The following is a 21,606-nucleotide window of genomic DNA, read 5'->3' as shown; positions in this document are numbered from 1 at the left end:
AGCTGAACAGGAGGGACAGCTGATAGAAACAGAAGCCACTGGAGCACCTCAAAAACACCATCATACACTAAATCAGTAAGTTGGCAGCATCACCCATTTTCTTATATTATAATTCAGAAAACAGGAGCCATGGCTAATCCTTCAGTGATACATACGTGTATCCTGTCGTAATGAAGGGAGAGCTTTTGCTCTCCCTTCTGCATTCTGAACGTTCCTCTTAGGCAGATGCCTGCTTCTCACTCACTTTGTGTCTTTTCCTGTAACAGCCCAATTTTTCTGTTTCCTGCCTTCCAGTCGGCATGACGCCATGGAAACCCTTTTTTTGCGGAATCTGAATCTTATGTGACATTAAGTCGTTCACAGGTCTTGCCCTGCAAGAATGGCATGCATTGGGGGTAGTGCCACGGGGGCTTTCTTTCGTCTGCGCCCGTCTGGCTTCAGTGCGCCTGAATGACCGCTGCTTCAACGACGTCTGCCAGGCCGTGGGGACGGGTACGCGATATAGGTGTCAGGAAGCGGCTGCGCCGCGCTACCGACGCAGTTCTGCTTCAGAGTGATAGTAGCACCGGCTGGCGTCTTCATGCCGCTACGCGGCATACATAGGGCCAACTGCACACTGCTCGCCAGCCTTAAATGTCTGGAGCAATTTTGAATGGCCACCAGATCTTCCTAGTGCAAGATATAATGACTTATCCGCTGCGGCGCTTCAGTTCAGTCATCAGGTCGAGCCAGCTGCAATCATGGGCCGACTCACGGTTCGCCCGGAGGTAATCCGCATGGTGCAACAGGTACTCGCCCAGCTCAGCCAGCCCTTTTGCATAGCTGCCATGTAGACGGGCATATTCTTCGACAAGACGCTCCAGCTTGAGATTCGCAGCTTTCTGCTCCGCACTAAAGATCTGGCGATCAAGCTGGGACAGGTAAAACTCATTTTCGGCAGTGCTCACGGCATTCTCTTGCAATATTCATGTTCAGACAGTGTAAACCGCACGGGCAACAACAGTGTTAAGTTCCGTGCTTACCGCTGATAGCTACGAGTAACATCACCTAAGCAGCAGCAATCCGCCACTGCACAGGCCCCGGAAAACACGCCCTTCACGACGCAGGCGCTGTAAAGCACGCTCATCGGAGTTGAAAGAGTTACATAAACTTCGTTATTGCTGTAAGTGTGGTCAGGCTAATCAGAGAAATGGATAGACTAGCAGGTTATGCAGCTCAGAAATCGGCAACGCCGGGCGTACGGCGGCATTTAACTTCTCAGCAATATGAAACTTCACCTTACGCCTTCATGCGCTTCGAATATAAACCCTTAACCCAGGTGGGAGAGTTCCTGATGCACAACGCTGAAGATGAGGAAATCGAATCGACTTACTGGAAAGCCTGCAGGCTCACCGGCATGATCTGTCTGAGCAAAGCCGCGGAAGGCCAGGAAATCAGCTGCGAGACGATTAAACTCGAACTCGTGCTTTTGCTTAAGGAACCGGTTAATCAAACAGAGGAAGCTGAGCCGGCGCTCATCTTCGCAATCGAACAGTTGATGGAGCTGCCAGCCTAATATGGCAAAAGAAAATCAGGGAACGCACAGCTGGAAGAAGCGGGGAGCATCAAATCAAACGTTCTGATCTGATAGCAGTTTGTTTATCTCTTGTCCCTGCCCTACTCGAAAATCAAATGCGTGCGTACAGCCCTTTGCAGACAGAACGCGATAGAGCTCGTAGATAAGATCCCGGTTAGGCCCTTCACCAGCTTCTGCCTTTTCCAGCGCCAGCGGTGAGGCGCTGATGAATACTACATGATGCGGGCAATCAAGCTGCAGCACAGCATCAATCATGCCCTGAATCTGGCTGCGCTTATAGGTCGTGTCTTCGTAGTTAAAGATAAACGGCGTTTTCCGGGAGCCCTGTTCGATCAGGACGCGCGCGAAGCCAAGTTGAGTACGTGGGTTACCGCTGCCTGTTACGTAGATATGAGCTGTTTCCATTCCGACTAAACACTCCATACAAGTTATGTTGATTCATACCCTGAGCTGGTGAGGATCATGAAAGTCGTCACTAAGCGGTCAGTTTCATAAAGGCGGTCACTTTCATAAGAAATGCCATTGTCATCCTTGTACAGCGGTTACTTTCATAAGCCAGATATTAAAGGCGGTCACTTTCATAATTTTTCGCTATCCAAAACACCATTTGGGCGGTTTTTGTGGAACACACTGTGTCCCGTAGAGCCTGTCTTATGAAAGCACCCTACTTTACCGGCACTGATTTATGAAAGGACCCTACTCTGCAGTGCTTGTTTTATGAAAGTACCCCACTCTGCGAACAAGCCTTATGAAAGCACCCTACCCTGCGGAGCAGTCGTTATGAAAGTGACCACCCTAAATGTTATTATGAAAGTAACCGCTATTTTTTGGCTGCTCGTCCAATCGATTGAAGTTTTGGCGAACGGCTATTGATAACAAACATAATTTCCCTGCCTTTTTTATACTCAGTGACATCGAGATAACCAATCCTGACCAGGTCAGCCAGGGCGCGCCTGATAATGGCATTCTGATCCTTTATCTGCGATTCAAGAGCAAGGCGTTCACGAAAGCGTTTCATTGAGATATACAAAGGACCAGCGGGCATACTTTCCAGGTACACATAGAGCGATTGCGCTGCTTCCTTCCTCGCCAGTTCTGAAAGCGCTTTTAAGCCGAGCAACACCTTATGATCGTAGCGATACAGCTCCCACAAACTACTGTCACCAACAATTTCAACCTGGTCGGTTTCATGATTCAGCACTGCTCGTTGAACGAGATGAGTAACAAGCGATTTTTTAGAGTTTTTACCACGAAATGAAAGGGTTACGCTGGACAGATTGAACAGTGAATCATGCAGGCGTGCCCTGGCTCTTCCGTTAATGTCTGTGGGTTTGAGACCGCACATTCGTGCAAATTCAGAGAAAGGAAGTGTAATTTTCTCGCTGCTATAGCCGTACTTGGAAAAGGCAGAAATCACTCCGATCCAAGTTTTAAAATCCGTGGACATGCTTAGTTTTGCCCCCTGAATTTTAATGTCGGTGTAACCTTCCTGTCTTGCCACTTCCAGACTTGATAGTTCTTCAGAAGCATCGATCAGGAAGTCGCGTTTACCCTTTTCTTTGGGTGCGACAGGTGTGAAGACGCTGAGGCGAAGTAACGCGACAGGCTGAACAGACTTGTTGCTGTTTGGCGTTAGTTCATAACTTGTGTTTGACTCTTTTTTAATGATGCAAAAAGGACTGTCTATCTCGCTGTTTTCCTGTGTTTTTTCCATTTATCCACACCAAGTGAGCAAATAACATCCAGATTTATGAAAGTAACCGCCTTCAGATTATGAAAGTAACAGCCTAATTTATGAAAGTAAACGCTTTTATTATGAAAGTAACCGCTATACTTATGAAAGTGACCGCCTGAAGTGCTCTTTTTTATTTACCTATCATCAGGTTACTGAGGCGGTGATCTTTATGGATCTTTACTTGATCTCTATATGATCTAAAAGAATTGATCTATCTACTGGATATGTGGATAACAATTTTCTAAATCACTTAATTTTAAGGATATTGGAGCTGAAATGGCTTTTCAGAACCCCGCACACAACTTTGCAGAACAGCGGCTCACTCTGGGCGATCTGGTCACACTATCTCCTCATTCTACGTTCCTTGTACGTAGCGACAGCAGTTATCCTGATGCAGGAATTATGCAGGGCTCAGTTCTGGCCATCGATCGCGCGCTCATCCCTCAACATCGACACATCATTGTTGCCGAGGTTGAAGGAGAGCTTGTGCTTCGCAGGCTTCTTATAAACCCCGTACCGGCGCTGCAAGAGCTAAGAGGTGATGAAACCATTACTCTGCTCGATGAAAGTCAGGAACTGCCTGTCTGGGGCGTTGTAGCCTATGCACTTACCGATATCGCAGGACTGGGGTTTAATCATCCGCCGCGTGAATGATTCAGATAAGCTATGGCGTGTATAAGCTGTAATGAGCAACATTCAGCCGGAGATTTAAAATGTTCGCACTGGCCGACGTCAACAATTTCTATGCGTCCTGCGAAACGGTGTTTCGACCCGATTTACGAGGTAAACCCATATGCGTAGTGTCAAACAATGATGGCTGCGTGATTGCCCGTTCTGCTGAAGCCAAGCGCATGGGTATTAAAATGGGTGCCCCACTTTTCAAAAATGAACGCTACTTTCGGGAGAATGGCGTCCATATCTTTAGCTCTGACTACGCTCTGTATGGTGTAGTGGTCAACAAAAACTGGCCACCGCGTTAGAGTTTTTCCAGTATCGGTTTTCCGATTCATTTGGTGGTAACCCACCATTATAGTCGTGCGGTCTTAGTGCACTGTAATATCCAACGATATAGTCCGTTATGGCGTGAGCTGCATCGCTGAAGCTTACGTAACCCGTCACCGGCACCCATTCGTTCTTCAGGCTTCTGAAGAAGCGTTCCATCGGGCTGTTATCCCAGCAGTTTCCGCGCCGGCTCATACTCTGTCTGATCCTGTATCGCCACATTAACTGCCGGAACTGCCTGCTTGTATAATGACTACCCTGGTCGCTGTGGAACATCACCCCGACGGGCTTACCGCGAGTTTCCCATGCCATTTCCAGCGCTTTCATGGTGAGTCTGCTGTCCGGCGAGAACGACATTGCCCAGCCCACTGGTTTTCTTGCGAACAGGTCGAGAACAACGGCGAGGTACGCCCAGCGTTTACCTGTCCAGATATAGGTCACATCATCGCACCACACCTGGTTGGGCTCCGTTACGGCGAACTGTCGCTCAAGATGATTCGGGATAGCAACGTGCTCATGACCGCCACGCTTATACCGGTGAGTTGGCTGCTGGCAACTCACCAGTCCCAGCTCTTTCATGAGCCTGCCAGCAAGCCAGCGCCCCATCGGGTAGCCTCTCTGGGTTGCCATTGTGGCGATGCTTCTTGCTCCGGCCGAACCGTGGCTGATGCCATGCAGCTCAAGTACCTGACTGCGTAATACAGCCCGTCTGCCGTCTGGCTTTTCAGGACGGTTTTTCCAGTATTTGTAGCTGCTGCGATGAACCTCGAACACATGGCAGAGTGTGGACACAGGATAACGCGCCCTGAGTTTCACGATTATCGAGAACTGTTCAGGGAGTCTGACATCAAGATCGCGGTAGCCTTTTTTAATATTTCGTTTTCCATTTCAATACGTTGCATCTTCTTCCTGAGTTCACGTATTTCGATTTGTTCCGGCGTTATCGGGGAGGCTTTTGGCGTTTTGCCCTGACGCTCATCACGCAGTTGTTTGACCCATTTCGTCATCGTGGAAAGACCTACATCCATAGCCTTAGCGGCATCAGAGACGGTGTAGTTTTGATCGACAACCAACTGGGCTGATTCGCGTTTGAATGCAGGACTAAAATTTCTTCTTTTCATTGGAGCACCTGTGTTGTTCTGAGGTGAGCATATCACCTCTATTCAGGTGGCCAAATTCACTATGCCACTACAATGGCGACATGTCCGCCAGAATGATGGCTATCCTGGGTGAAATGGCACCAGGCCAAGAAATTTACTCGATAGATGAAAGCTTTCTGGATGTCAGCGGCATAGCCGCGTATGTGCCGCTTGAAGAATTCGGGCGGCAGATCCGTGAACGGGTAAAGAAAGAAATCGGGCTAACTATTGGCGTAGGATTTGGCCCATCCAAAACGCTTGCCAAGCTGGCAAATTTTGCTGCTAAAAAATGGATCCGGACGAATGGCATCGTTGATCTCTCCAGCCCTGACCGGCAGCGCAAGTTACTGGCGCTGGTCAGCGTGGATAATGTATGGGGCATAGGTAGCAGACTCAGCAAACGGCTGCATGCAATGAATATCAGTACGGCATTGCAGCTGGCTGACAGTAATACCAGCGTCATTCGCAAAAGTTTTGACGTAATAGTCGAGCGGACAGTGCGCGAGCTTAACGGCAAATCCTGTCTGGCGCTAGAAGACGCGCCGCCAGCAAAACAACAGATAGTGGTAAGCCGAAGTTTCGGGCAGCGCGTGACAACCATTGCCGAGCTGCAGCAGGCTGTTGTCACGTATGCCACTCGCGCGGCAGAGAAATTGCGTGAGCAAAGCTCCAAATGCCGACACATCACTGTCTCGGTCGCAACCGGCCGATACGGAAACGAGCCTCAGTATGCCAATGCAGCAGCGATGACTTGCGAATATCACTACTAGTGATACTCGGGATATTATCAGCTTTGCTCTGCAGGCCCTCAAACGTATATGGTGGGATGGATACAGGTATGCAAAAGCCGGCGTCACCCTGGGAGATTTTTATCAGTTGGGCGTGGCCCAACTTGATATGTTCAGCCAGCAGCTGCCGCGCGCTAATGCCGATGCGCTGATGTCTGCTGAGGATCAGATAAACAGGTCCGGACTGGGTAAAGTCTGGTTCGCAGGTCAGGGCACAGATAATGCCTGGCAGATGAAACGTGAAATGCTGTCTCCGCGCTACACAACCTGTCTTGCTGAAATAATGACTGTGAAATAACGTTTGTTGTTTCGGGCTGTCCGGCAGATGAGTGCCATTTATGGTTAAACCTGGCCACAATGGGAGTACCTTCAGCGCACTTTGCTCTCCTTTCTCCATGTCTGAACGAATCCGTACCCATCAAATAACATAGTAACTTAATAAGTTGTTAGTTTAACAATTAATTATGTTCCTGTTTTGGATATACCAAATTTTCAAGCATCACAATGATTAGTGTGAACTAAAATAACTGCTTTAAATATTTGTTATATTTCAATATATTGTAATAGGTTGATGCATAGGTATCGACATACATATTGACTGGTCAGAATGAGACAAGAATGATGATAAAATTATCTCACTATCTTAATAAGATAGTGAGATAATGTGTTTTACAATAGTTACTGTAGTTTTGCCTTTTGAATGAGTTCAGATCGCTCATTCTGGTTGAGCTTTTCGAAGGCCATAACTGCTGCCCGAACCACATCTGAACGATTAACACGATGACCTGTATTGTTCATTTCATCACGGATGCAGTTATCAATCGATTTCAGGTTTGTGTCTGCGAAAGAAATACTTACCGGCTTAGCCTTAGTTTTAACTGTGCTGACTTTCTCCGACACGGCATTCAGGCCAGCCGTGCCGCCATTGATAAAAGCATTTTCATCTTTTGGTGGAGTATTTGCTCGGTTTCTCACAGGATCACCTCTTTAACCAGGGCTGCTACTTCTTCGCGAGCTTTGTCATTCTGGGTTTCGAATATTGTCAAAGATTCTGCCCAAGCATCCCTGTGAGCTTTACGATCGCAGATACGCGACTGGGCCAGTTGCATCTGTGGATAGTCAGCAAGCACTTCTGCAGCCTGATGGGATTCGTTCACAAACATGTTGGTCGGAGCCATGTTCAGAACCAGATACCCTTTAACATTTTCATTGAAATCTTTGGCTGCGGTAAAAACTTCACAAGTATGAGGCACAACGTCCAAATCCATCTGTGAGGGTCGCAGCGGAGATATAAAGACATCTGCTGACATTAAACCGCTGCGCATTTCTGCACTGTCTCGTCCTGCGCAGTCGGCAATGACATAATCATAGGATTTTGCATGCTCCTTAAGCATTGCCTTGATGTTACCTGTCGCGCCTGTCACTGGAATGTGGGGTAAAGATTCAGGTCGGTTGTTATACCAGGTGAGCACCGACTTTTGGTCATCGGCATCGACAATAATGACCGATTTACCGTTTGATTTCAGACAGGCAGCAATCGAAACCGCCAGAGTGCTTTTACCTACACCGCCTTTCTGGCTACCCAGAACGATGATCATAACAACCTCGCTAGTTAATAAGTTATCTCCTTATGATAATATCAATATTTTATCTTAACAAGATAATTTTATTGATTTAAATTATTGATTTGTAACTGTTTAGTAGCATATTAATTTATTATGTTATTAATTTGGCTGTGATTGTGTAAATCCGGACGCAGCGCTTTTTTTGGTACGCAGGTCATAGTGCTGGAGCAGCTTCTGCTCCCTTTTCTCAAGATATAGCTCCTGTGATGAAGGGACTACTGTAACAACCTGACACCTGCATAAGGACAATCAGTTCTATTAATGCGAAACACAGTCCCTATTTACCACTCAAAATATTAAGATGGCATCTTATTAACTTATTACATCTGACATAGCTAAACTTGTAAGCCTTTTTTTGTCAAGATAATATCTTGTTAATTTGTTAATTTGTTAATTTGTTAATTTAGCCTCTTGTTAACTCACATAAATATTCATCAAACTCTGGCTATCGGTATATCACCCCAGCTTGTAGTCCAAGCAGGGGAAAGTAGCTCCCGCTTCATCTTCCAGTCCGGATCGATACCTTTACCCGCGAATCCAATGCTGTAGCGCCCGGAGCGGATTCATTGAATCCATCAGGCTCATCAGAACGTCACTGCCGGCGCGCGGCACCTCATCGTCGAACAGGTTGAGTAGCGCGACACCGTTCGGACGCAGCTCGCTCAGCATGATGCCAGCTTTCGCATAGCGAAAACCCGGGCGCCAGATCGCGTCCAGGGATTTCACCGCTGCCTCGATGATGTTGCGCGTGTCCTGCGTGCCCACGCGCAATTTCACGAACGCCGTCGTAGCCAGGCTGCCCGGTGTCGGAAGGGGAGGTGCGGATAAAAACGGAGATGTGGTGACAGAACTGCCGATCCTCACGAAGTTTTTCCGCCACACGTTCAGCATATGCGCAGACGGACTGGCGCATCGCGTCATATTCCGTGATGCGCTCGTCGAAGCTGCGTGCGGCTCACGACAATCTGCTGTTTGGGCGGGGGCGAATCCTCCATCGGGATGCAGGATTCGCCGTTAAGCTCGCGTACCGTTCGCTCCAGTACCACACCGAAATTCTTACAGATGAAAGAAGGGGAGGTGCGTGCCAGATCGAGCACCGTTGTCACGCCGAGCAGCTGCAGGCGTTTTTCAAGCCGGGACCCCACGTCCCAGAGTTCACCCACGGGCTGACGCGACAGCAGCGTTTCGGTCCGCCTCGGATCCCCCGGCGTGAGCGCCAGCACCCCGCCAAACTGGGGCCATTCCTTTCCGGCCCACTGTGCCGACTTCGCCAGGGTCTTCGTTGGCCCAAGCCCGACGCCGACGGTCAGACCTGTGCAGGCCCTGACGTGCGACCGGATCATGCGGCCAAAGTCCTCGTACGGCATAGCCATTTCCATACCCGTGCAGTCACAGAACCCTTCGTCAATCGAATACACCTCCAGACGCGGCACCATCTCCTCGATGCAGGACATTACTCGCGTGCTCATTGAGTGGTTTATGTGGAATAGAAAATCAATAAGCGCGATTTAGCGCCAGCCGCAATAAAACAAACGGACAATGCCCATGTTGAGATTCTCATTTTGTCAGGTCAGCCTAACATCATTCTGCAGAATCAGAACGTACTGCTCAGGCAATGATGTACCATGCTGAATTGCAGGAAAAACTTATCTGCGAGGCAGAAACGGCGCTGGCCAGCCAGACTGTCCACACTTACCGGCGGTGGTATTTGCACTGGCGTCGCCGTAGAGTGCGGATAAACGATCTGTTTTATATGACGTGGATTTGATGCCAGCGTGGCAAGGCTCACTAAGCGTGAAGGCCATGAATTAAGTAAACCGGCAGATCTGCCTTTTACAGAATAATCACTGCTGAGGCAGATAAAAGCATTAAGGTCCGCTTCTGGCACAAAGCGGACATGCAGACTGAGCTGAAGGTCCGCTATGAGCGATAGCGGACTCTCGTTCAGAAATCTTTTTCATACTCAATAGCCTCTTTAATCGTAGTAAGTGCCTCGCTCAACTGGGTCATTGTGACTGAGCCAAGAGCGAGGCGAATAGCATGCGGTACGTTATCTGAGGTGCTGAACGGTTCTGCTGTGGAAACGGAGATACTTTGCTGCATCAACCGGTGGACAAGTCTGTCAGCCCTTACCTCCTGAGGTAGCAGTAACCAGATAAAGTAAGAGTTTGCATGGCTTACCCATTCACAATTCGTAAGTATTTTGCGGGCCAGCGCCTGACGCTGGCGGGCGTCGCGTCTTTTCAGCGACTCAAAGCGCTTTATGGTGTCATTTTTAATCCAGCCGCAGACAATCGAAACCATAAGAGAGGGGGTATTCCAGGTCGTTGCCCTGATGGCCCGCTCCAGGGCGATACGCATGCCAGCGGGGCATACTACGGCACCTACACGCAGGCCTGTGGCAATGCTCTTGGCAAAACCGGTTACGTAAACCGTTCTTTCGGGCGCATAAGTGGCAAGCGGCGGTGGGGGATATCGGATAAGAAAAGCATAGGCCGCATCCTCTATGATGAGCAGACCGAATGTTCTGGCAATAAGGGCCAGCTCCCTGCGCTGGGCATTATTCATAACCCAGCCAAGCGGGTTATGCAGCGTCGGCATCGTATAAACCGCACGGAGGCGCCTGCGCTGGCAGATATGCCTGAGTGCAGTCAGATCCGGTCCGCTGGCACTGGCGGGTATCGCCACAAGTTCAAGGTGGTACAGACAGGCCAAAGCTTTGAAGCCGGGATAGGTCAGCGCGTCAACAGCCACTACATCGCCGGGTTTCAGCAGCCCCATCACGGCAACGCTAAGACCGTGCTGAGCGCCATTAACGATTAAAACATCATCGGCTGAAGTATTCAGGCCGGTGCCATGAAGCCATGTCGCGATTGTCTCTCTGTCGCTTTGTCTGCCCGCATGGGGCTGGTATCGCATCAGGGAAGCCAGATCGCCTGATGTGGACAGCTGTCGCATTGCGTCGCGTAACCGTTCTGACTGATCCGGCAGGGAAGGATAGTTAAAGTTCAGGTCGAGCACATCTGACGCCACTGCATGCTGATCTAACCCCAGCCCCGCAGGCAGAGAAATATCCCTGACGAAGGTCCCTCTTCCAGTTTCTCCGCTCACAAGACCCATGGCTTTTAGCTCAGCGTAAACGCGGGTAGCCGTTGCAAGAGACACGTGTTTCTCAGCCGACAGCGCTCTGTGAGTAGGCAGACGTGTGCCCGGCAGAAGCGTGCCGGCCCGGATAGCGGATGCGAACTCATCCACGATGACTTTGTATCGCGCTTTCATAAATTGTATCTATGACAATTATTTGATTGTAATGAATGCTGGAACTTAGCATGGGGGATGTCAAATTTATTAAAACGTTATATGAACTGAAAGAGGTCTGTTGTGGCAAAAAATATGGTAAGTAAAACCCTTCAGGTCTGAAGTCAGGCTGGTTAAGCGGGCTGGCCGGAGTGGTCATTTTCAGTGGTTCTGAATCGCCACGGATAATCTAGACACTTCCGAGCCGTTGATAATATTGATTTTCATATTCCGTCGGTGGCATCTGATTGCTCGAACCATGCCGACGCTTACTGTTATAAAACATTTCGATGTAATCAAAAATATCGCTGCGGGCTTCTTCCCGCGCTCCGTAGATCTTTTTCTTTATCCGTTCGCGTTTCAGTAGCTGGAAAAAGCTTTCCGCAACCGCGTTGTCGTGGCAGTTACCGCGACGACTCATGCTGCCTTCCAGATCGCGTGATTTCAGGAACGACTGCCACTCATGGCTTGTGTACTGACTCCCTTGATCAGAATGAACCAGTACCTGATTTTGGGGATTACGTCGCCATATGGCCATCAGAAGCGCATTCAGGACAATGTCTTTTGTCATCCGGGGTTGCATTGACCAGCCGATAACTTTGCGCGAGAACAGATCAACAACTACGGCCAGATACAGCCAGCCTTCATGGGTTCGAATGTAAGTTATGTCCGTTACCCAACGTTCATCCGGTGCTTCCGGGTTGAACTGCCGCTGGAGTCTGTTAGGTGTCACGATACTGGCTTCACCTTTACGCGCTCGTGGGCTTCGATACCCGACCTGAGCCTTTATCCCGGCACGCTTCATCAGCCGCCAGACCCGGTTAATCCCACATTGTTGCCCGCTATCTCGCAAGTCGAGATGGATCTTGCGATAGCCATAAACGCAACCGGACTCCAGCCAGAACTGTTTGATTTGTCCTGTCAGTCTGAGATCCGCCTGATGCCGTGGTGAATGCGGCTGCTGAAGCCAGGCGTAAAACCCACTCGGATGAACATTCAGCACCCGACAGAGCAGACGAACAGGCCAACAACAGGAGTTGTCACGGATAAAGGCGTACCTCAGTCGGACAGCTTTGCGAAGTACGCCGCGGCTTTTTTTAATATGTCCCGTTCGTTAGTAACCCGCTTCAGCTCCTTCTGGAGTCGGCGGATCCCGGCCTGAGCATCTGACTGTTCTTTGTTGGTGGAAGAGTCCGGCCCGTACTTCTTTATCCAGACATAAAGACTGTGGGTAGTGATATCGAGACGTGTTGCGACACTGGAAACAGAATGGCCACGATCAACAACCTGCTTGACGGCTTCAATTTTAAACTCTTCAGGATAACGCTTACTGCTCATATGCACCTCTCTTTAAGCCATTTTAAATGACTCTGAGGTGTCTGTTAAACCCGTGGCGATTCAGTTGCCCTTGACCTGCCGAGATCAGACAGTACTTTCAGCCATCGTTCAGATAACAAAATAGCGTATGTGCATAGTAGACTGGTGATCATAGCTTTCACCTTTGAAGTCAAAATGACTGCTCAAATCTTACACAGCCTGATGTTGCATTCCACTTAACTTACTAGAGGGCATAGTTAGAGCTGAAGACGATCACGCCACGCTCACGGAAATAGCGCTCATTCTTGAATAGCGGATCGCCCATCTTGATGCCCAGCGCTTTAGCCTCAGCGCTACGGGCGATTACACATCCGTCGTTGTTCGAAACGCAGACGATGGGCTTCCCCCGGAGGTCGGGGCGAAAAATGGTTTCGCAAGATGCGTAAAAGTTGTTGGCGTCCGCAAGGGAAAACATGACAGCTTTTCCGTTTATAACTGTTTATCCATACAGTATGCATAAAAATAAAAGTCCGGCTAAACTCTTGATGTCCCACAACGGGACTGCTATATTAGTCCCACTTTGGGACATCAAGGAAAAGCATTGCGAATTATCTCGACCGCAACTCTCAAACGATTCTGGGAGACACATAATCAGGCGGAGCAGCCCCTGAGAGCGTGGGTGGATGAAGTCAGTAAGGCCCAATGGAAAACGCCACAGGACATCAAGGACAAGTACAGAACAGCAGATTTTCTGAGTAACAATCGGGTGGTGTTTGATATTAAGGGCAACCACTACCGCCTGATTGTGGCAGTGGCTTACAGGTTTCAGGCGGTCTACATCAAATTTGTTGGCACGCACGCTGGATACGACAAGACAGACGCAAACACGGTGGATATGTGATGACCTACAAAATCAAACCGATTCACAACGAAGCAGATTATGAGGCGGCTCTGGCCGCCGTATCCCCGCTGTTCGACAACGAGCCAGAGCCGGGGACAGAGGCCGGTGACTTCCTGGAGGTCATGATCCTGCTTATTGAAAAATATGAGCAGGAACACTACCCGATTGAAGCGCCCGATCCGGTAGAGGCGATTAAATTCCGCATGGAGCAGATGGGGCTGACGGCAAAAGACCTGGTGCCAGCGATTGGCCGTCAGAACCGTGTCTATGAGGTGCTGAACAATAAGCGTGCACTGACGCTGCCCATGATCCGCAACCTGCATAACATGTTCAATATCCCGCTGGCGTCGCTGGTGGGCACATCAGAGCTGAGATGAGAAATTGACAGACGACAAAGAGCAACGCCGAAAGCTGGCGGCTGAAAGCGAACTGGCAGAGTTTTTCGAGCCTGTACCCTATGAGGCTGACAATAACGACGACGAGACGATCCCCGGCGCGGTGGTTGATATTCGTCTCGAACAGAAAGTGCCGTTGTATGTCGCATGGTGCTTACATCGCGGCCACTTGCAAGAGTATGTCGCCGAAGCGCTGGGTATTACCCAGGCAGGCGTGGCAAATATGGAGAAAAGGGCGAAGCCACAAAGGGCGACGCTCGAAAAGCTGGCGCGCATTTATGACTGTCGCGTGACGCAGCTGTATTAAGCCCAACCCGATAAGCCCGCCACACGCGGGTTTTTTTTATTTCTGCGGCCCGTGATTAAACCCCAGCCCGGCCAGATCGGTCACAGCATACGACACGACACCCCAGGCCGGCATGTCCTGGTCAAGGGCTACCGGCGTCAGCGTGCCGTCGCCATTCAGTTCCTGAAGCGCAGGAGAGGGCAGCAGCAACAGCCGACGCATCACCAGTTCGTCGTCAACACTGATGATGATGATATTCCCGTGCTGCGGCGTCAGGGCGCGATCAACAGCCAGCAGCGAGCCTTTGACGATCCCCGCGTCGGGTAATCGCTCGCGCTGCGGGAAGGTATGTGGAGTGCGGGGACAGATAGACCATATCACCCAGATTCAGCCGGTGCTCACTGTAGTTTTGCGCCGGGTTTTGAAAAGCCATCAATTACTCCAGATTTCAGGGGATTACCTTAATATTTTAGCGGTTTCCCAGCGGCGTGCCATTGGCGCGGGCAGCTTATTCCGTACCGATGCTGGTGGGTTGCTGTTTCAGAAAAAAGCCAAACTATTCATATAGTAATATGGTGGCACTATAACCATACAGCAATGGCAGGCAGGGAAAGGCGTGAAGAACGTTCATGAGAAGTTTTACGGGCAGGCAGTAAGGGAAGTCGAGCGCGATGGCGTGATCAGGCATGACCTTTGGGCAAAAGCTGGTGCCCTGTCGGTCGGCGATCGGGAAGCGGCAAAGGCTATCTATATCGACCTACTGGCGCGCCAGTTCTCAGAAGGGGCGCACCGGGCGGAGCGGGAGGATCTGAAGCAGACCGCGCTCGGTCTAGTCCAGCTGGCCGGGCAACAGAGTAAGGTGCTTGGATTCAGGGCGCTGTGCTGGGGGGTATGGGTGGCGCTGGTGGTTGCAATCTTCATGTTCGGCCAGCACTGGTCAAACAATCTTTATGAATACTACATGGGCGCGCATGGAGCAGAGGTCGTGCATGGTTTGGACAATAAAGAGCGAGAAATTATTACTCTAGATGATGGAAAAACCATAATGGGGCCAACAGAAAGAGAATATTCTGAGGCTGCTGCTACAGTGCGTATTCCTAGGTATAAAGAGACTCTTCCGGCAGATTTTCCTCAAGTGGCATTCGACAGTGCAAAAGAGGGTTTCATTAGTCTGAGGATCAAATATGGTGACGCAGCGGCACTGAGCCTCATAAGGGGCAACGAAAAGGCTAACGTCCTGCTTAATCAGCTAGAAGACAAGCGAAACCCGGATTACCTTTCTGCTATCACAAAGTATCCGCTTCCCTGGCTGCTGCTGGCTGTGCTGTTTGGCGGCTCGCTTGGTCTTGTTACCTGGTTCGCCCTGAGAACCCACCGGCGCGGCCGTTTCGAGGCTCCGCTATGGATGCAGATATGAAGCCGCGTAGCTGGTGGGTCTTTTCGCTGCGCTCAGGGCTGACTTCTGGCAATGGTTTTTAATGGGAGTCCCTTCGCTGGGGGTGCTGGCCTTCTTAACCTGGCAAATGCGCGCCATCTACCAGCGAGGATATTTTTATAAGCCAGCGCCATAAATGAGCACTTACCGACCCGCCATAAGCGGGCTTTTTAATTCCCGAAGGTAGAACCACGGCTGAGTCAATTGTACAATAAAACACGGTAAACTTGTACAAGTGAGGAAGTTATGCGTGAATACACTTACAGCGAAGCGCGGAATAATCTGGCATCTGTACTGGAAGAAGCTATTAACGGCGAGCCGGTCACGGTAACACGTCGCGGTCAGCAGAACGCCGTGATTATCAGCCAGGCAGAATTTGAGCGGCTGAAAGAGGCCCGCTATGACGCAGATTTCGAGGCCATCTGGTCAACACACGGTGACAGTATTCGCGTGCTGACTGACCGATGAGCCTGCTTACCGCTGCGGAAATCATCCGCATACATGATGATATTTTGTCCCGCCTGGCGGGTGTAAAAGGGATGGCTGATGCCGGTCGGGCAGAAGCCATCGCTACCCGCATCATTAACCGCATTGAATATGAAGGGATGAACGATCCTTTTGAGGTGGCGGCCATGTACCTTGTCGCCATTGCCAGAGGACATATATTTAATGACGGTAACAAGCGCACGGCGCTGTATTGCTGCCTGATGTCGCTGCGTCGGGCCGGTATCGGCATTAACCCATCCGAAACGCTGGTGGAAATGACGGTCAGCGCGGCGACTGGCGAGTATTCTCCGGAACAGGTAGCTGCCGTACTCAGGCATTTAAAAAAATAACCGCTAAACGGGTGACTATCCGCACACGGGTGGCGCTGATTTGCAAAATTAGTATCGTATGACTTACTATTTGTGCCAAGTCTGACTGTGACAGGTCAGGCCCGGAGGCTATTTATCCTGCGCTTATTACCGCCGGGCAGTGAATTCAGGCTAAGCGGCTTAGATTAATTCCAGAGCAATCAGTGAAGTTTTCCAAACGATATCAGTATTAAGGCGCTTAACTGCGCCTTATTCTTATCTGTCACGCCGGTTGATTGATTTTCATACGCAGCAAAAATAAAATTTAGTTCCCGATTAGTATCTTTTGTAAGGGGTGGCCATTGGCAGCCGAACATAAGAGATTAACGTCGTGGGAGATTTCGCAGTTCCTCATCGAGCATGGCAAACCGGCCAGCGCCAAAGAGGTGACGGATGCGCTCAGGAAGCGCTATCCCCAATACAGTTCGACAGTCAGCGAGGTGTATCTCAGAATGCGCTCTATCGCTAACTCTCACAGTTCAGACTGTATTGTGGATGAAACCGTCAGACCGCGAACCTTCTACCTGACGCGACTTGATGACGAGTTTTTTAAACGTTGCCGCAAAGCGGACAGACGCGCAGGTCACCGTCCGCTATCAGCGAGAAGTGGAAGTTCGCAGTTGTTTTTAGGTATCACTTAAATTTTGATGTCTCAATCAACCAGGAGCGGGTCAGGCGGACTCACCTTTAAACTCACCAGTAATAATTCTTTTTCATTGAAGACCCTGTTCGTTCTGAGGTGTACATATCACCTGTGTTCAGGTGGCGAAATTCAGGGTGTCACTATATCACCGCACTCAGCATTATTAGAGCTTGCGTCGATGTCTTAACTTCTTCCCGGAGAGTTTGTGGATCCTAAAATCTAGCACCTGTCCGGCTCTGCAGGGCAGCAGTACAGCCGCATAGACCCGATACTCTTTTCTCGATTTAATGTTCAAAATATACTAATTTACCTCCGATTTAAGGCAAGAGCATTTGTCCACAACTTGGGAGTGAAACGATGATCGACTATGAGAAAGGAGAGCAGCTTTATCAGGAGTTTATTAATTTCCGCTATAGTTTTTTGACGGAGGCAATGGCAGTCGCCTCTGCCTTTACGACTAATGCTGACGGACATAGATTCCGGCCGGTGGTGGTTGTGCCTAAAAATCGTGTTGACTACTGGCGGTCCCGGTGTGAGCGCTGGGAAGAGTATGCACTTAATTTACGTAATTTTCCGGAACTGGGCATTCCAGTATCCCTGTATGAACCGGGCCCCAAATATATTACTGGTGCTATCAGTGTTCGTTGCTATGAGCTTCCCGCCACTAACACCGGAAAGATTAATCGTGAGGATATACTGGGCGACATTCAGACGATGATAAACCGGGCTTCGGTTTCTGAAAATGCTGGTTTAGATATTAACAGGTTGCGTGAAGAATTAACTCTTATCGAAGCATTGGCGCCAAAATTGCAGCTGCGTATACGCCGCTTTGGCTACACCGATCTTGTTTGCAATTACGCCACTCTGGATAATCCGAAAGTGATGGTCCGCGCTACCGCCAGCGGTTTGTTTTTCGACGAGCGCACTTTGCGCTATGGCTTCCAGTTTGGAGCAACAAAAAAAATTGTGCGTCCCTCAGTTTACGATCATGTTAAACCTTTGCCGCTGAGCATTTATCCGTATGCCTACGTCTACCTGATTGAAGAGGTAGAGCAGAAGCGGGAGGAAATGAAAAAAGCACGTATGCAGACGGAACAGGAAACGAGGCGTGAGCAGTGGAGAAAAGCAGCACAAAAACGTCGGGATAAGCTTGCTGTCAAAAAAGCTTTGATGGAGAGCCCTGCAGCGCCTAGCACCACCCTCAAAAAAGATGAATAAATATATATTTTTTTTGGTTAGTTATTCAATCGTGCGGCTTTGCTTATAAAATATCAGCCTGATCAACTTTTTTCGCAACAAACTGTTTTCTCACTTTAAAATTGTTAGAGCTTGCTGCTTAGAGTAAGGCCGGACGGTTTCTTTAAAAATGGCAGCAACGGTAACAGAGACGATTTTCCCGATAGCTGTCTGTGCATGCTCTTTAAGCTGATCGGCTTAAAAACAATGCTCTGAAGTAAGGAAGCAGCATAGTTTATCTCCGGGTCGTTTTGCTTTAAAGATATCGATATCCGGTTAATAGAGACATGCAGTGATCACTTTATTGATCACTGATCAGCACACCTTCTGTAAATTTTCGTGCAGCAGGTGCCCTGCGTCATTTGCCCTAAGATAATAACTATATAAGATAATGATTTTATTGATTAATAATTTCATTGGGTGTTGCAGGTATTGATCGCGCCTGTGATCAGTTTTAGTTTTGTGATCATTATTGTGATCACTTTTCATGCCCGCGTGAGCATCCTAGTGCACATGCACATCGGCTTACTGACTAATCCAGCAGAGGCGTGCGGCTGTGGCAGTAATCTGCCGTCAGTTTCAGGCACTGTTCTTTCATTCAGTTTCTTTCACAATATCAGGATTTCAGAATTGAGAATCATTATTTGTCTTGCCTCGGATTAAGGCAGGGCCGGAGTATCCGGTCCAATGCTTCTTCATTTTTGTTAGTATTTTATGACTTGCCTGGCATGCTGAAATCCGTTTACACTCTGTCCAAATAAAATGAGCATTGCGGGTTACGATTCACGAAAAAGACGTCGTTTAAGGGTTTCGTCTGTGAAGACCTGAACCGTTTCCCTTCATTTCGCTCAGATAATCCATTTTTGTACAAAGCCCCGATATAGGGATTAGCATGACATCGTGTATGAACACGCAGCGCAAAAGCGCTTCATTCAAGAAAAACGGGCAACTCAATAGCTTCGGACTGCGGCGCGCCGTGGAGATGATCGACAATGAAAACCTTCCCCGCTCAGCCCGCGTGATTTTGTCACAGGTCTGCCAAGTTGCAGCCAGCACGTCAGCTTACAAAATCACCATGTCTCGCAAGCGCATGGCTGAGCTGTGCGGCACACAGGAAGCCACCATTCGCCGCAACCTCAGGAAAGCGGTAGAGGCCAACATTCTCACTGAATGCCTCATTTTCGATAAGTCGGAAAAAGGACGCGGCCAGCTTCCCACAGAATACCAGTTCACTGCTCAGTTCTTGACGGCTGCTGCCATCCTGTGCAAAACCCTTGACACAGCGGCGAAAGAGGCCATCTCAAAGGCCCGCACCCTCTTTGCCAAATTTCTGCACAGCCTGCGGGCTTTTTTTTCCGGCCCGAATACCCCCCGATCAAAAATACCGGCCTTCCCCGATCAAAATGATCGACAAGAATTAGTATGTTTTGAAAATAAGAATTCAAAAAACTTACCAGCTACCGCTGAGAAAAATTTTGAGGGTAAAAACGTTAAAAGCCTGAAAGACGCACAACATGAACGCGCTGTGACAAAGTCGAGTGACTATGCACGGACGCAGGAAGCCGAACGGGCTGAACGTGCAGCCCGGAACAAACAATTCGACACTCAGCTGAGACGTCGGGCTTTCGCTACAGGTCAGGCAACCCGCCGCCAACCGGGCACCAGCCAGAAAGATGCTCCTGTCCATAATCCAGAGTACATGAAACGCATCGCTCGTGAGCACGACGAGCGTTGGGATGAATCAATTAAAAGTTTTAAACAAACACAAGCCAGCGGTTTCTCACCGAAAGCCCTTCTTGAAGAAGTACGTAAAAAAGCAGCACAAGCCAGAGCAAGTAAAACAGGGGCTGGCAGCGGGCAGACTACAGGAGTCCTGAAAAAGGTTGTGCATGACGTATCCGGGGTCATCAGTTCCGGTTTACTGCCATTTTTATAGTGTTCAGGACACACCAGGAAATACTTTGTCGACTGAATAACCAACTGCAACAACTGTACCGAAGCGCAGGCAGATAATTATAAGAATGCTGAGCCACGCCACATCCGGTACACGGTGGCGAGGGTCATGATCCTGAAGATAAAGCGAGGCGGGCAGGGTCTAGTACTGGTAATGTGACAAAAAACCTGAATGAGGCTTTAAGCCGGTCGAAAGGGAGGGAAAATCATCCCTGGAAATAAGGACCTTGCGCAATTGCCGTTGGCAGTAAACAGGGCCTGCCCCTTTTCTTAAGTGCCAAATGTGCGATGGCCCTGAGCACATAAAGTCGAGTTAAATTTCCCTCAGAGGTCGGGGATAGTGTCCGGTTATCATGGATCTTCTTGAGATAGTAATCATCATCGAATTATTGAAGGCGAATATATCGCATTCTGACCGGTGTGGTTATCATTCGGGATTTACGATATTTCCATAATTCTGTGTAAAAAAAAAACGCTGGTACTTAACTTTTAGTTACACCATACATAAACGTGCATTTACTTTGCTAAGCCGACCTGTTCCCTCTGCGCCCCTCTCCGGCAACACCCCGGCACCGGACCTGAAGCCCGGTTGCCCCCCCCTGATCAGCCGCCCCCGCCCGGCCGAAGGCCGGGATGGAGTCGTTTTTTAAAAAATGAATGATGTAACTAGAAACTGGCGGCGCTGTAAGTCTTATAGCTTCAGTATCGGAGAACACGCCCGTAAGCGGCCCTGACGGTCCGCTAACGCGGAGATACGCCCCGACTGCGGCTACGCCTTGGCGAGACCACTCCGACGGCGCATAGAGGCTTTACATCGCTTTTAGCGGGTCTGGCTTAGCAGCTACCGTGTTAAGTTCCGAGCCTGTCGCTGAAAGTTTTGATGCACACCCCCCTAAGCGTCAGCAGCAAGCTGCTCCCGCTAAGGCCCCGGAAATCACGCTCTTCACGTCGCAAGCGCCGTGAAGCCCGCTCACCGGGGTTAAAAGGGATTACCTGACCTTATTTATTGCTGACAGTTGGTTTAGGCTTTGCAGGGAAGGATATGGGTATCAGAATATATACACCTGTAACCGGCTGCGCCGGGCGTACGGCGCCGTTTAGCATCAAAGTTACCCTCAGCGACATCTGGCGCCTCCATGCCGCTAAAGCGGCATTCAGGGGCTGACTATGCATTGCTCAGGGTTTTAGTGCGCTTCGAGGAGCGGTTAGTTGGCCTAACTGAATGTCCGCTTTGTGCCAGAAGCGGACATTTCTTAATTTGCACGACATCAATTGTTAAAGAGCGAGTCAAACCGTTATTACCCCCTAAGACGTCGGGTCTTTGTGAATATTTTCCGACAAGAATGTAAATAATCAGAAAATGTTGGGGAGTAATCCGTATCGCGTCAGGCAGAAACGTTGCATCAGACCATAATAAAATAGAG

Annotated in this window: 21 protein-coding genes and 3 pseudogenes; 13 read left to right on the top strand and 11 right to left on the bottom strand. The window is 49.4% G+C overall.

Translation table 11 applies throughout. The features are described from left to right. Window positions 1-689: 689 nt before the first annotated feature. On the bottom strand, window positions 690-947 hold the full coding sequence (locus FHW04_RS22525; RefSeq protein ID WP_089562519.1) for a hypothetical protein: 258 nt from the start codon (window positions 945-947) through the stop codon (window positions 690-692). 242 nt (window positions 948-1,189) lie between these two features. On the opposite strand from FHW04_RS22525, the gene FHW04_RS22520 reads away from it, so the two are divergent. After that, window positions 1,190-1,555, top strand: a complete 366-nt coding sequence (locus tag FHW04_RS22520) for a hypothetical protein (RefSeq protein WP_227021994.1) — start codon at window positions 1,190-1,192, stop codon at window positions 1,553-1,555. 54 nt (window positions 1,556-1,609) lie between these two features. Here FHW04_RS22520 and FHW04_RS22515 read toward each other — a convergent pair whose 3' ends face one another. Both FHW04_RS22515 and FHW04_RS22510 read right to left on the bottom strand, forming a co-directional pair. Then, complete coding sequence (locus tag FHW04_RS22515) at window positions 1,610-1,981, bottom strand: hypothetical protein (protein ID WP_089562518.1); 372 nt, start codon at window positions 1,979-1,981, stop codon at window positions 1,610-1,612. A 415-nt stretch (window positions 1,982-2,396) separates the two neighbouring features. Continuing rightward, on the bottom strand, window positions 2,397-3,290 hold the full coding sequence (locus FHW04_RS22510) for a RepB family plasmid replication initiator protein (RefSeq protein WP_089562517.1): 894 nt from the start codon (window positions 3,288-3,290) through the stop codon (window positions 2,397-2,399). A 297-nt stretch (window positions 3,291-3,587) separates the two neighbouring features. On the opposite strand from FHW04_RS22510, the gene FHW04_RS22505 reads away from it, so the two are divergent. Both FHW04_RS22505 and FHW04_RS22500 read left to right on the top strand, forming a co-directional pair. After that, entirely contained in the window at window positions 3,588-3,965 is a 378-nt protein-coding gene (locus tag FHW04_RS22505; RefSeq protein WP_089562516.1) for a peptidase, read from the top strand. Between the two features lie 59 nt (window positions 3,966-4,024). After that, window positions 4,025-4,258 (top strand): annotated as a pseudogene (locus FHW04_RS22500) (translesion error-prone DNA polymerase V subunit UmuC); the annotation flags it as partial. Between the two features lie 7 nt (window positions 4,259-4,265). Here the strand turns inward: FHW04_RS22500 and FHW04_RS22495 are convergent. Then, a protein-coding gene (locus tag FHW04_RS22495; protein ID WP_089562514.1) for an IS3 family transposase occupies window positions 4,266-5,434 on the bottom strand; the annotation gives its coding sequence in 2 pieces (ribosomal slippage) (window positions 4,266-5,185 and window positions 5,185-5,434; 1,170 coding nt in all). Window positions 5,435-5,526: 92 nt separating this feature from the next. Between FHW04_RS22495 and FHW04_RS22490 the strand changes: the two genes are divergently transcribed. Both FHW04_RS22490 and FHW04_RS22485 read left to right on the top strand, forming a co-directional pair. Beyond that, window positions 5,527-6,222 (top strand): hypothetical protein, encoded by a 696-nt coding sequence (locus FHW04_RS22490; protein ID WP_227021995.1) that lies wholly within the window; start codon window positions 5,527-5,529, stop codon window positions 6,220-6,222. Then, a complete protein-coding gene (locus FHW04_RS22485; RefSeq protein WP_338137929.1) occupies window positions 6,212-6,538 on the top strand; it encodes a DUF4113 domain-containing protein in 327 nt (108 codons plus the stop codon). Before FHW04_RS22490 ends, FHW04_RS22485 begins: the two co-directional genes overlap by 11 nt. Window positions 6,539-6,918: 380 nt before the next feature. On the opposite strand, the gene FHW04_RS22480 is transcribed toward FHW04_RS22485, so the two are convergent. From FHW04_RS22480 to FHW04_RS22455, 6 genes and pseudogenes are all read right to left on the bottom strand, one after another. Then, entirely contained in the window at window positions 6,919-7,215 is a 297-nt protein-coding gene (locus FHW04_RS22480) for a hypothetical protein (protein WP_089562513.1), read from the bottom strand. Next, window positions 7,212-7,838: a ParA family plasmid-partitioning AAA ATPase gene (locus FHW04_RS22475; RefSeq protein WP_089562512.1), complete on the bottom strand. Its 627-nt coding sequence runs from the start codon at window positions 7,836-7,838 to the stop codon at window positions 7,212-7,214. Before FHW04_RS22475 ends, FHW04_RS22480 begins: the two co-directional genes overlap by 4 nt. A gap of 461 nt (window positions 7,839-8,299) precedes the next feature. Continuing rightward, window positions 8,300-9,352 (bottom strand): annotated as a pseudogene (umuC, locus tag FHW04_RS22470) (translesion error-prone DNA polymerase V subunit UmuC); the annotation flags it as partial. 457 nt (window positions 9,353-9,809) lie between these two features. After that, window positions 9,810-11,144: a PLP-dependent aminotransferase family protein gene (locus FHW04_RS22465; protein WP_089562511.1), complete on the bottom strand. Its 1,335-nt coding sequence runs from the start codon at window positions 11,142-11,144 to the stop codon at window positions 9,810-9,812. 208 nt (window positions 11,145-11,352) lie between these two features. Further along, window positions 11,353-12,500 (bottom strand): IS3 family transposase gene (locus FHW04_RS22460; protein WP_089562510.1). Its coding sequence is split into 2 segments (ribosomal slippage): window positions 11,353-12,263 and window positions 12,263-12,500, totalling 1,149 coding nucleotides; the frame shifts between segments, so codons are not numbered across the junction. A gap of 226 nt (window positions 12,501-12,726) precedes the next feature. Next, window positions 12,727-12,954: pseudogene (locus FHW04_RS22455) on the bottom strand (translesion error-prone DNA polymerase V subunit UmuC); the annotation flags it as partial. Between the two features lie 126 nt (window positions 12,955-13,080). On the opposite strand from FHW04_RS22455, the gene FHW04_RS22450 reads away from it, so the two are divergent. From FHW04_RS22450 to FHW04_RS22440, 3 genes are read left to right on the top strand one after another with little or no spacing between them, the layout of a single operon-like run. Continuing rightward, window positions 13,081-13,380, top strand: coding sequence for a type II toxin-antitoxin system HigB family toxin (locus FHW04_RS22450; RefSeq protein WP_089562509.1), 300 nt, complete (start codon window positions 13,081-13,083; stop codon window positions 13,378-13,380). Then, window positions 13,380-13,757, top strand: coding sequence for a helix-turn-helix domain-containing protein (locus FHW04_RS22445; protein ID WP_089562508.1), 378 nt, complete (start codon window positions 13,380-13,382; stop codon window positions 13,755-13,757). Before FHW04_RS22450 ends, FHW04_RS22445 begins: the two co-directional genes overlap by 1 nt. 4 nt (window positions 13,758-13,761) lie before the next feature. After that, window positions 13,762-14,082, top strand: coding sequence for a helix-turn-helix domain-containing protein (locus tag FHW04_RS22440; RefSeq protein WP_089562507.1), 321 nt, complete (start codon window positions 13,762-13,764; stop codon window positions 14,080-14,082). A gap of 36 nt (window positions 14,083-14,118) precedes the next feature. Here FHW04_RS22440 and FHW04_RS22435 read toward each other — a convergent pair whose 3' ends face one another. Then, on the bottom strand, window positions 14,119-14,442 hold the full coding sequence (locus tag FHW04_RS22435) for a peptidase (RefSeq protein ID WP_227021996.1): 324 nt from the start codon (window positions 14,440-14,442) through the stop codon (window positions 14,119-14,121). 235 nt (window positions 14,443-14,677) lie between these two features. Here FHW04_RS22435 and FHW04_RS22430 point away from each other — a divergent pair, with 235 nt between their 5' ends. The 5 genes from FHW04_RS22430 (at window position 14,678) to FHW04_RS22410 (ending at window position 20,165) form a co-directional block, all read left to right on the top strand. Further along, window positions 14,678-15,478 carry a hypothetical protein gene (locus FHW04_RS22430; protein ID WP_089562506.1) on the top strand — a complete coding sequence of 267 codons (801 nt, stop codon included), beginning with the start codon at window positions 14,678-14,680 and terminating at the stop codon, window positions 15,476-15,478. Between the two features lie 264 nt (window positions 15,479-15,742). Beyond that, window positions 15,743-15,964, top strand: a complete 222-nt coding sequence (locus FHW04_RS22425; RefSeq protein WP_089562505.1) for a type II toxin-antitoxin system Phd/YefM family antitoxin — start codon at window positions 15,743-15,745, stop codon at window positions 15,962-15,964. Further along, window positions 15,961-16,332, top strand: coding sequence for a type II toxin-antitoxin system death-on-curing family toxin (locus tag FHW04_RS22420; RefSeq protein ID WP_089562504.1), 372 nt, complete (start codon window positions 15,961-15,963; stop codon window positions 16,330-16,332). Before FHW04_RS22425 ends, FHW04_RS22420 begins: the two co-directional genes overlap by 4 nt. 1,018 nt (window positions 16,333-17,350) lie before the next feature. After that, window positions 17,351-18,211 carry a hypothetical protein gene (locus FHW04_RS22415; protein WP_094106367.1) on the top strand — a complete coding sequence of 287 codons (861 nt, stop codon included), beginning with the start codon at window positions 17,351-17,353 and terminating at the stop codon, window positions 18,209-18,211. Between the two features lie 922 nt (window positions 18,212-19,133). Next, window positions 19,134-20,165 carry a hypothetical protein gene (locus tag FHW04_RS22410; RefSeq protein WP_089562501.1) on the top strand — a complete coding sequence of 344 codons (1,032 nt, stop codon included), beginning with the start codon at window positions 19,134-19,136 and terminating at the stop codon, window positions 20,163-20,165. The last annotated feature ends 1,441 nt before the right edge of the window (window positions 20,166-21,606 follow it).

It is taken from the genome of Pantoea sp. AN62 (genome assembly GCF_050432985.1).
GTDB classification, from domain to species: Bacteria; Pseudomonadota; Gammaproteobacteria; order Enterobacterales; family Enterobacteriaceae; genus Pantoea; species Pantoea brenneri.
Note: the sequence above shows the minus strand (reverse complement) of the source record. Positions and strands in the feature narration are given on the sequence as shown.

Coding starts and splice junctions, on each gene's coding strand:
- FHW04_RS22520 (WP_227021994.1), top strand. CDS start 1,190: ATGGATAGACTAGCAGGTTATGCAGCTCAGAAATCGGCAACGCCGGGC.
- FHW04_RS22515 (WP_089562518.1), bottom strand. CDS start 1,981: ATGGAAACAGCTCATATCTACGTAACAGGCAGCGGTAACCCACGTACT.
- FHW04_RS22510 (WP_089562517.1), bottom strand. CDS start 3,290: ATGGAAAAAACACAGGAAAACAGCGAGATAGACAGTCCTTTTTGCATC.
- FHW04_RS22505 (WP_089562516.1), top strand. CDS start 3,588: ATGGCTTTTCAGAACCCCGCACACAACTTTGCAGAACAGCGGCTCACT.
- FHW04_RS22490 (WP_227021995.1), top strand. CDS start 5,527: ATGATGGCTATCCTGGGTGAAATGGCACCAGGCCAAGAAATTTACTCG.
- FHW04_RS22475 (WP_089562512.1), bottom strand. CDS start 7,838: ATGATCATCGTTCTGGGTAGCCAGAAAGGCGGTGTAGGTAAAAGCACT.
- FHW04_RS22465 (WP_089562511.1), bottom strand. CDS start 11,144: ATGAAAGCGCGATACAAAGTCATCGTGGATGAGTTCGCATCCGCTATC.
- FHW04_RS22445 (WP_089562508.1), top strand. CDS start 13,380: ATGACCTACAAAATCAAACCGATTCACAACGAAGCAGATTATGAGGCG.
- FHW04_RS22425 (WP_089562505.1), top strand. CDS start 15,743: ATGCGTGAATACACTTACAGCGAAGCGCGGAATAATCTGGCATCTGTA.
- FHW04_RS22420 (WP_089562504.1), top strand. CDS start 15,961: ATGAGCCTGCTTACCGCTGCGGAAATCATCCGCATACATGATGATATT.
- FHW04_RS22415 (WP_094106367.1), top strand. CDS start 17,351: ATGATCGACTATGAGAAAGGAGAGCAGCTTTATCAGGAGTTTATTAAT.
- FHW04_RS22410 (WP_089562501.1), top strand. CDS start 19,134: ATGAACACGCAGCGCAAAAGCGCTTCATTCAAGAAAAACGGGCAACTC.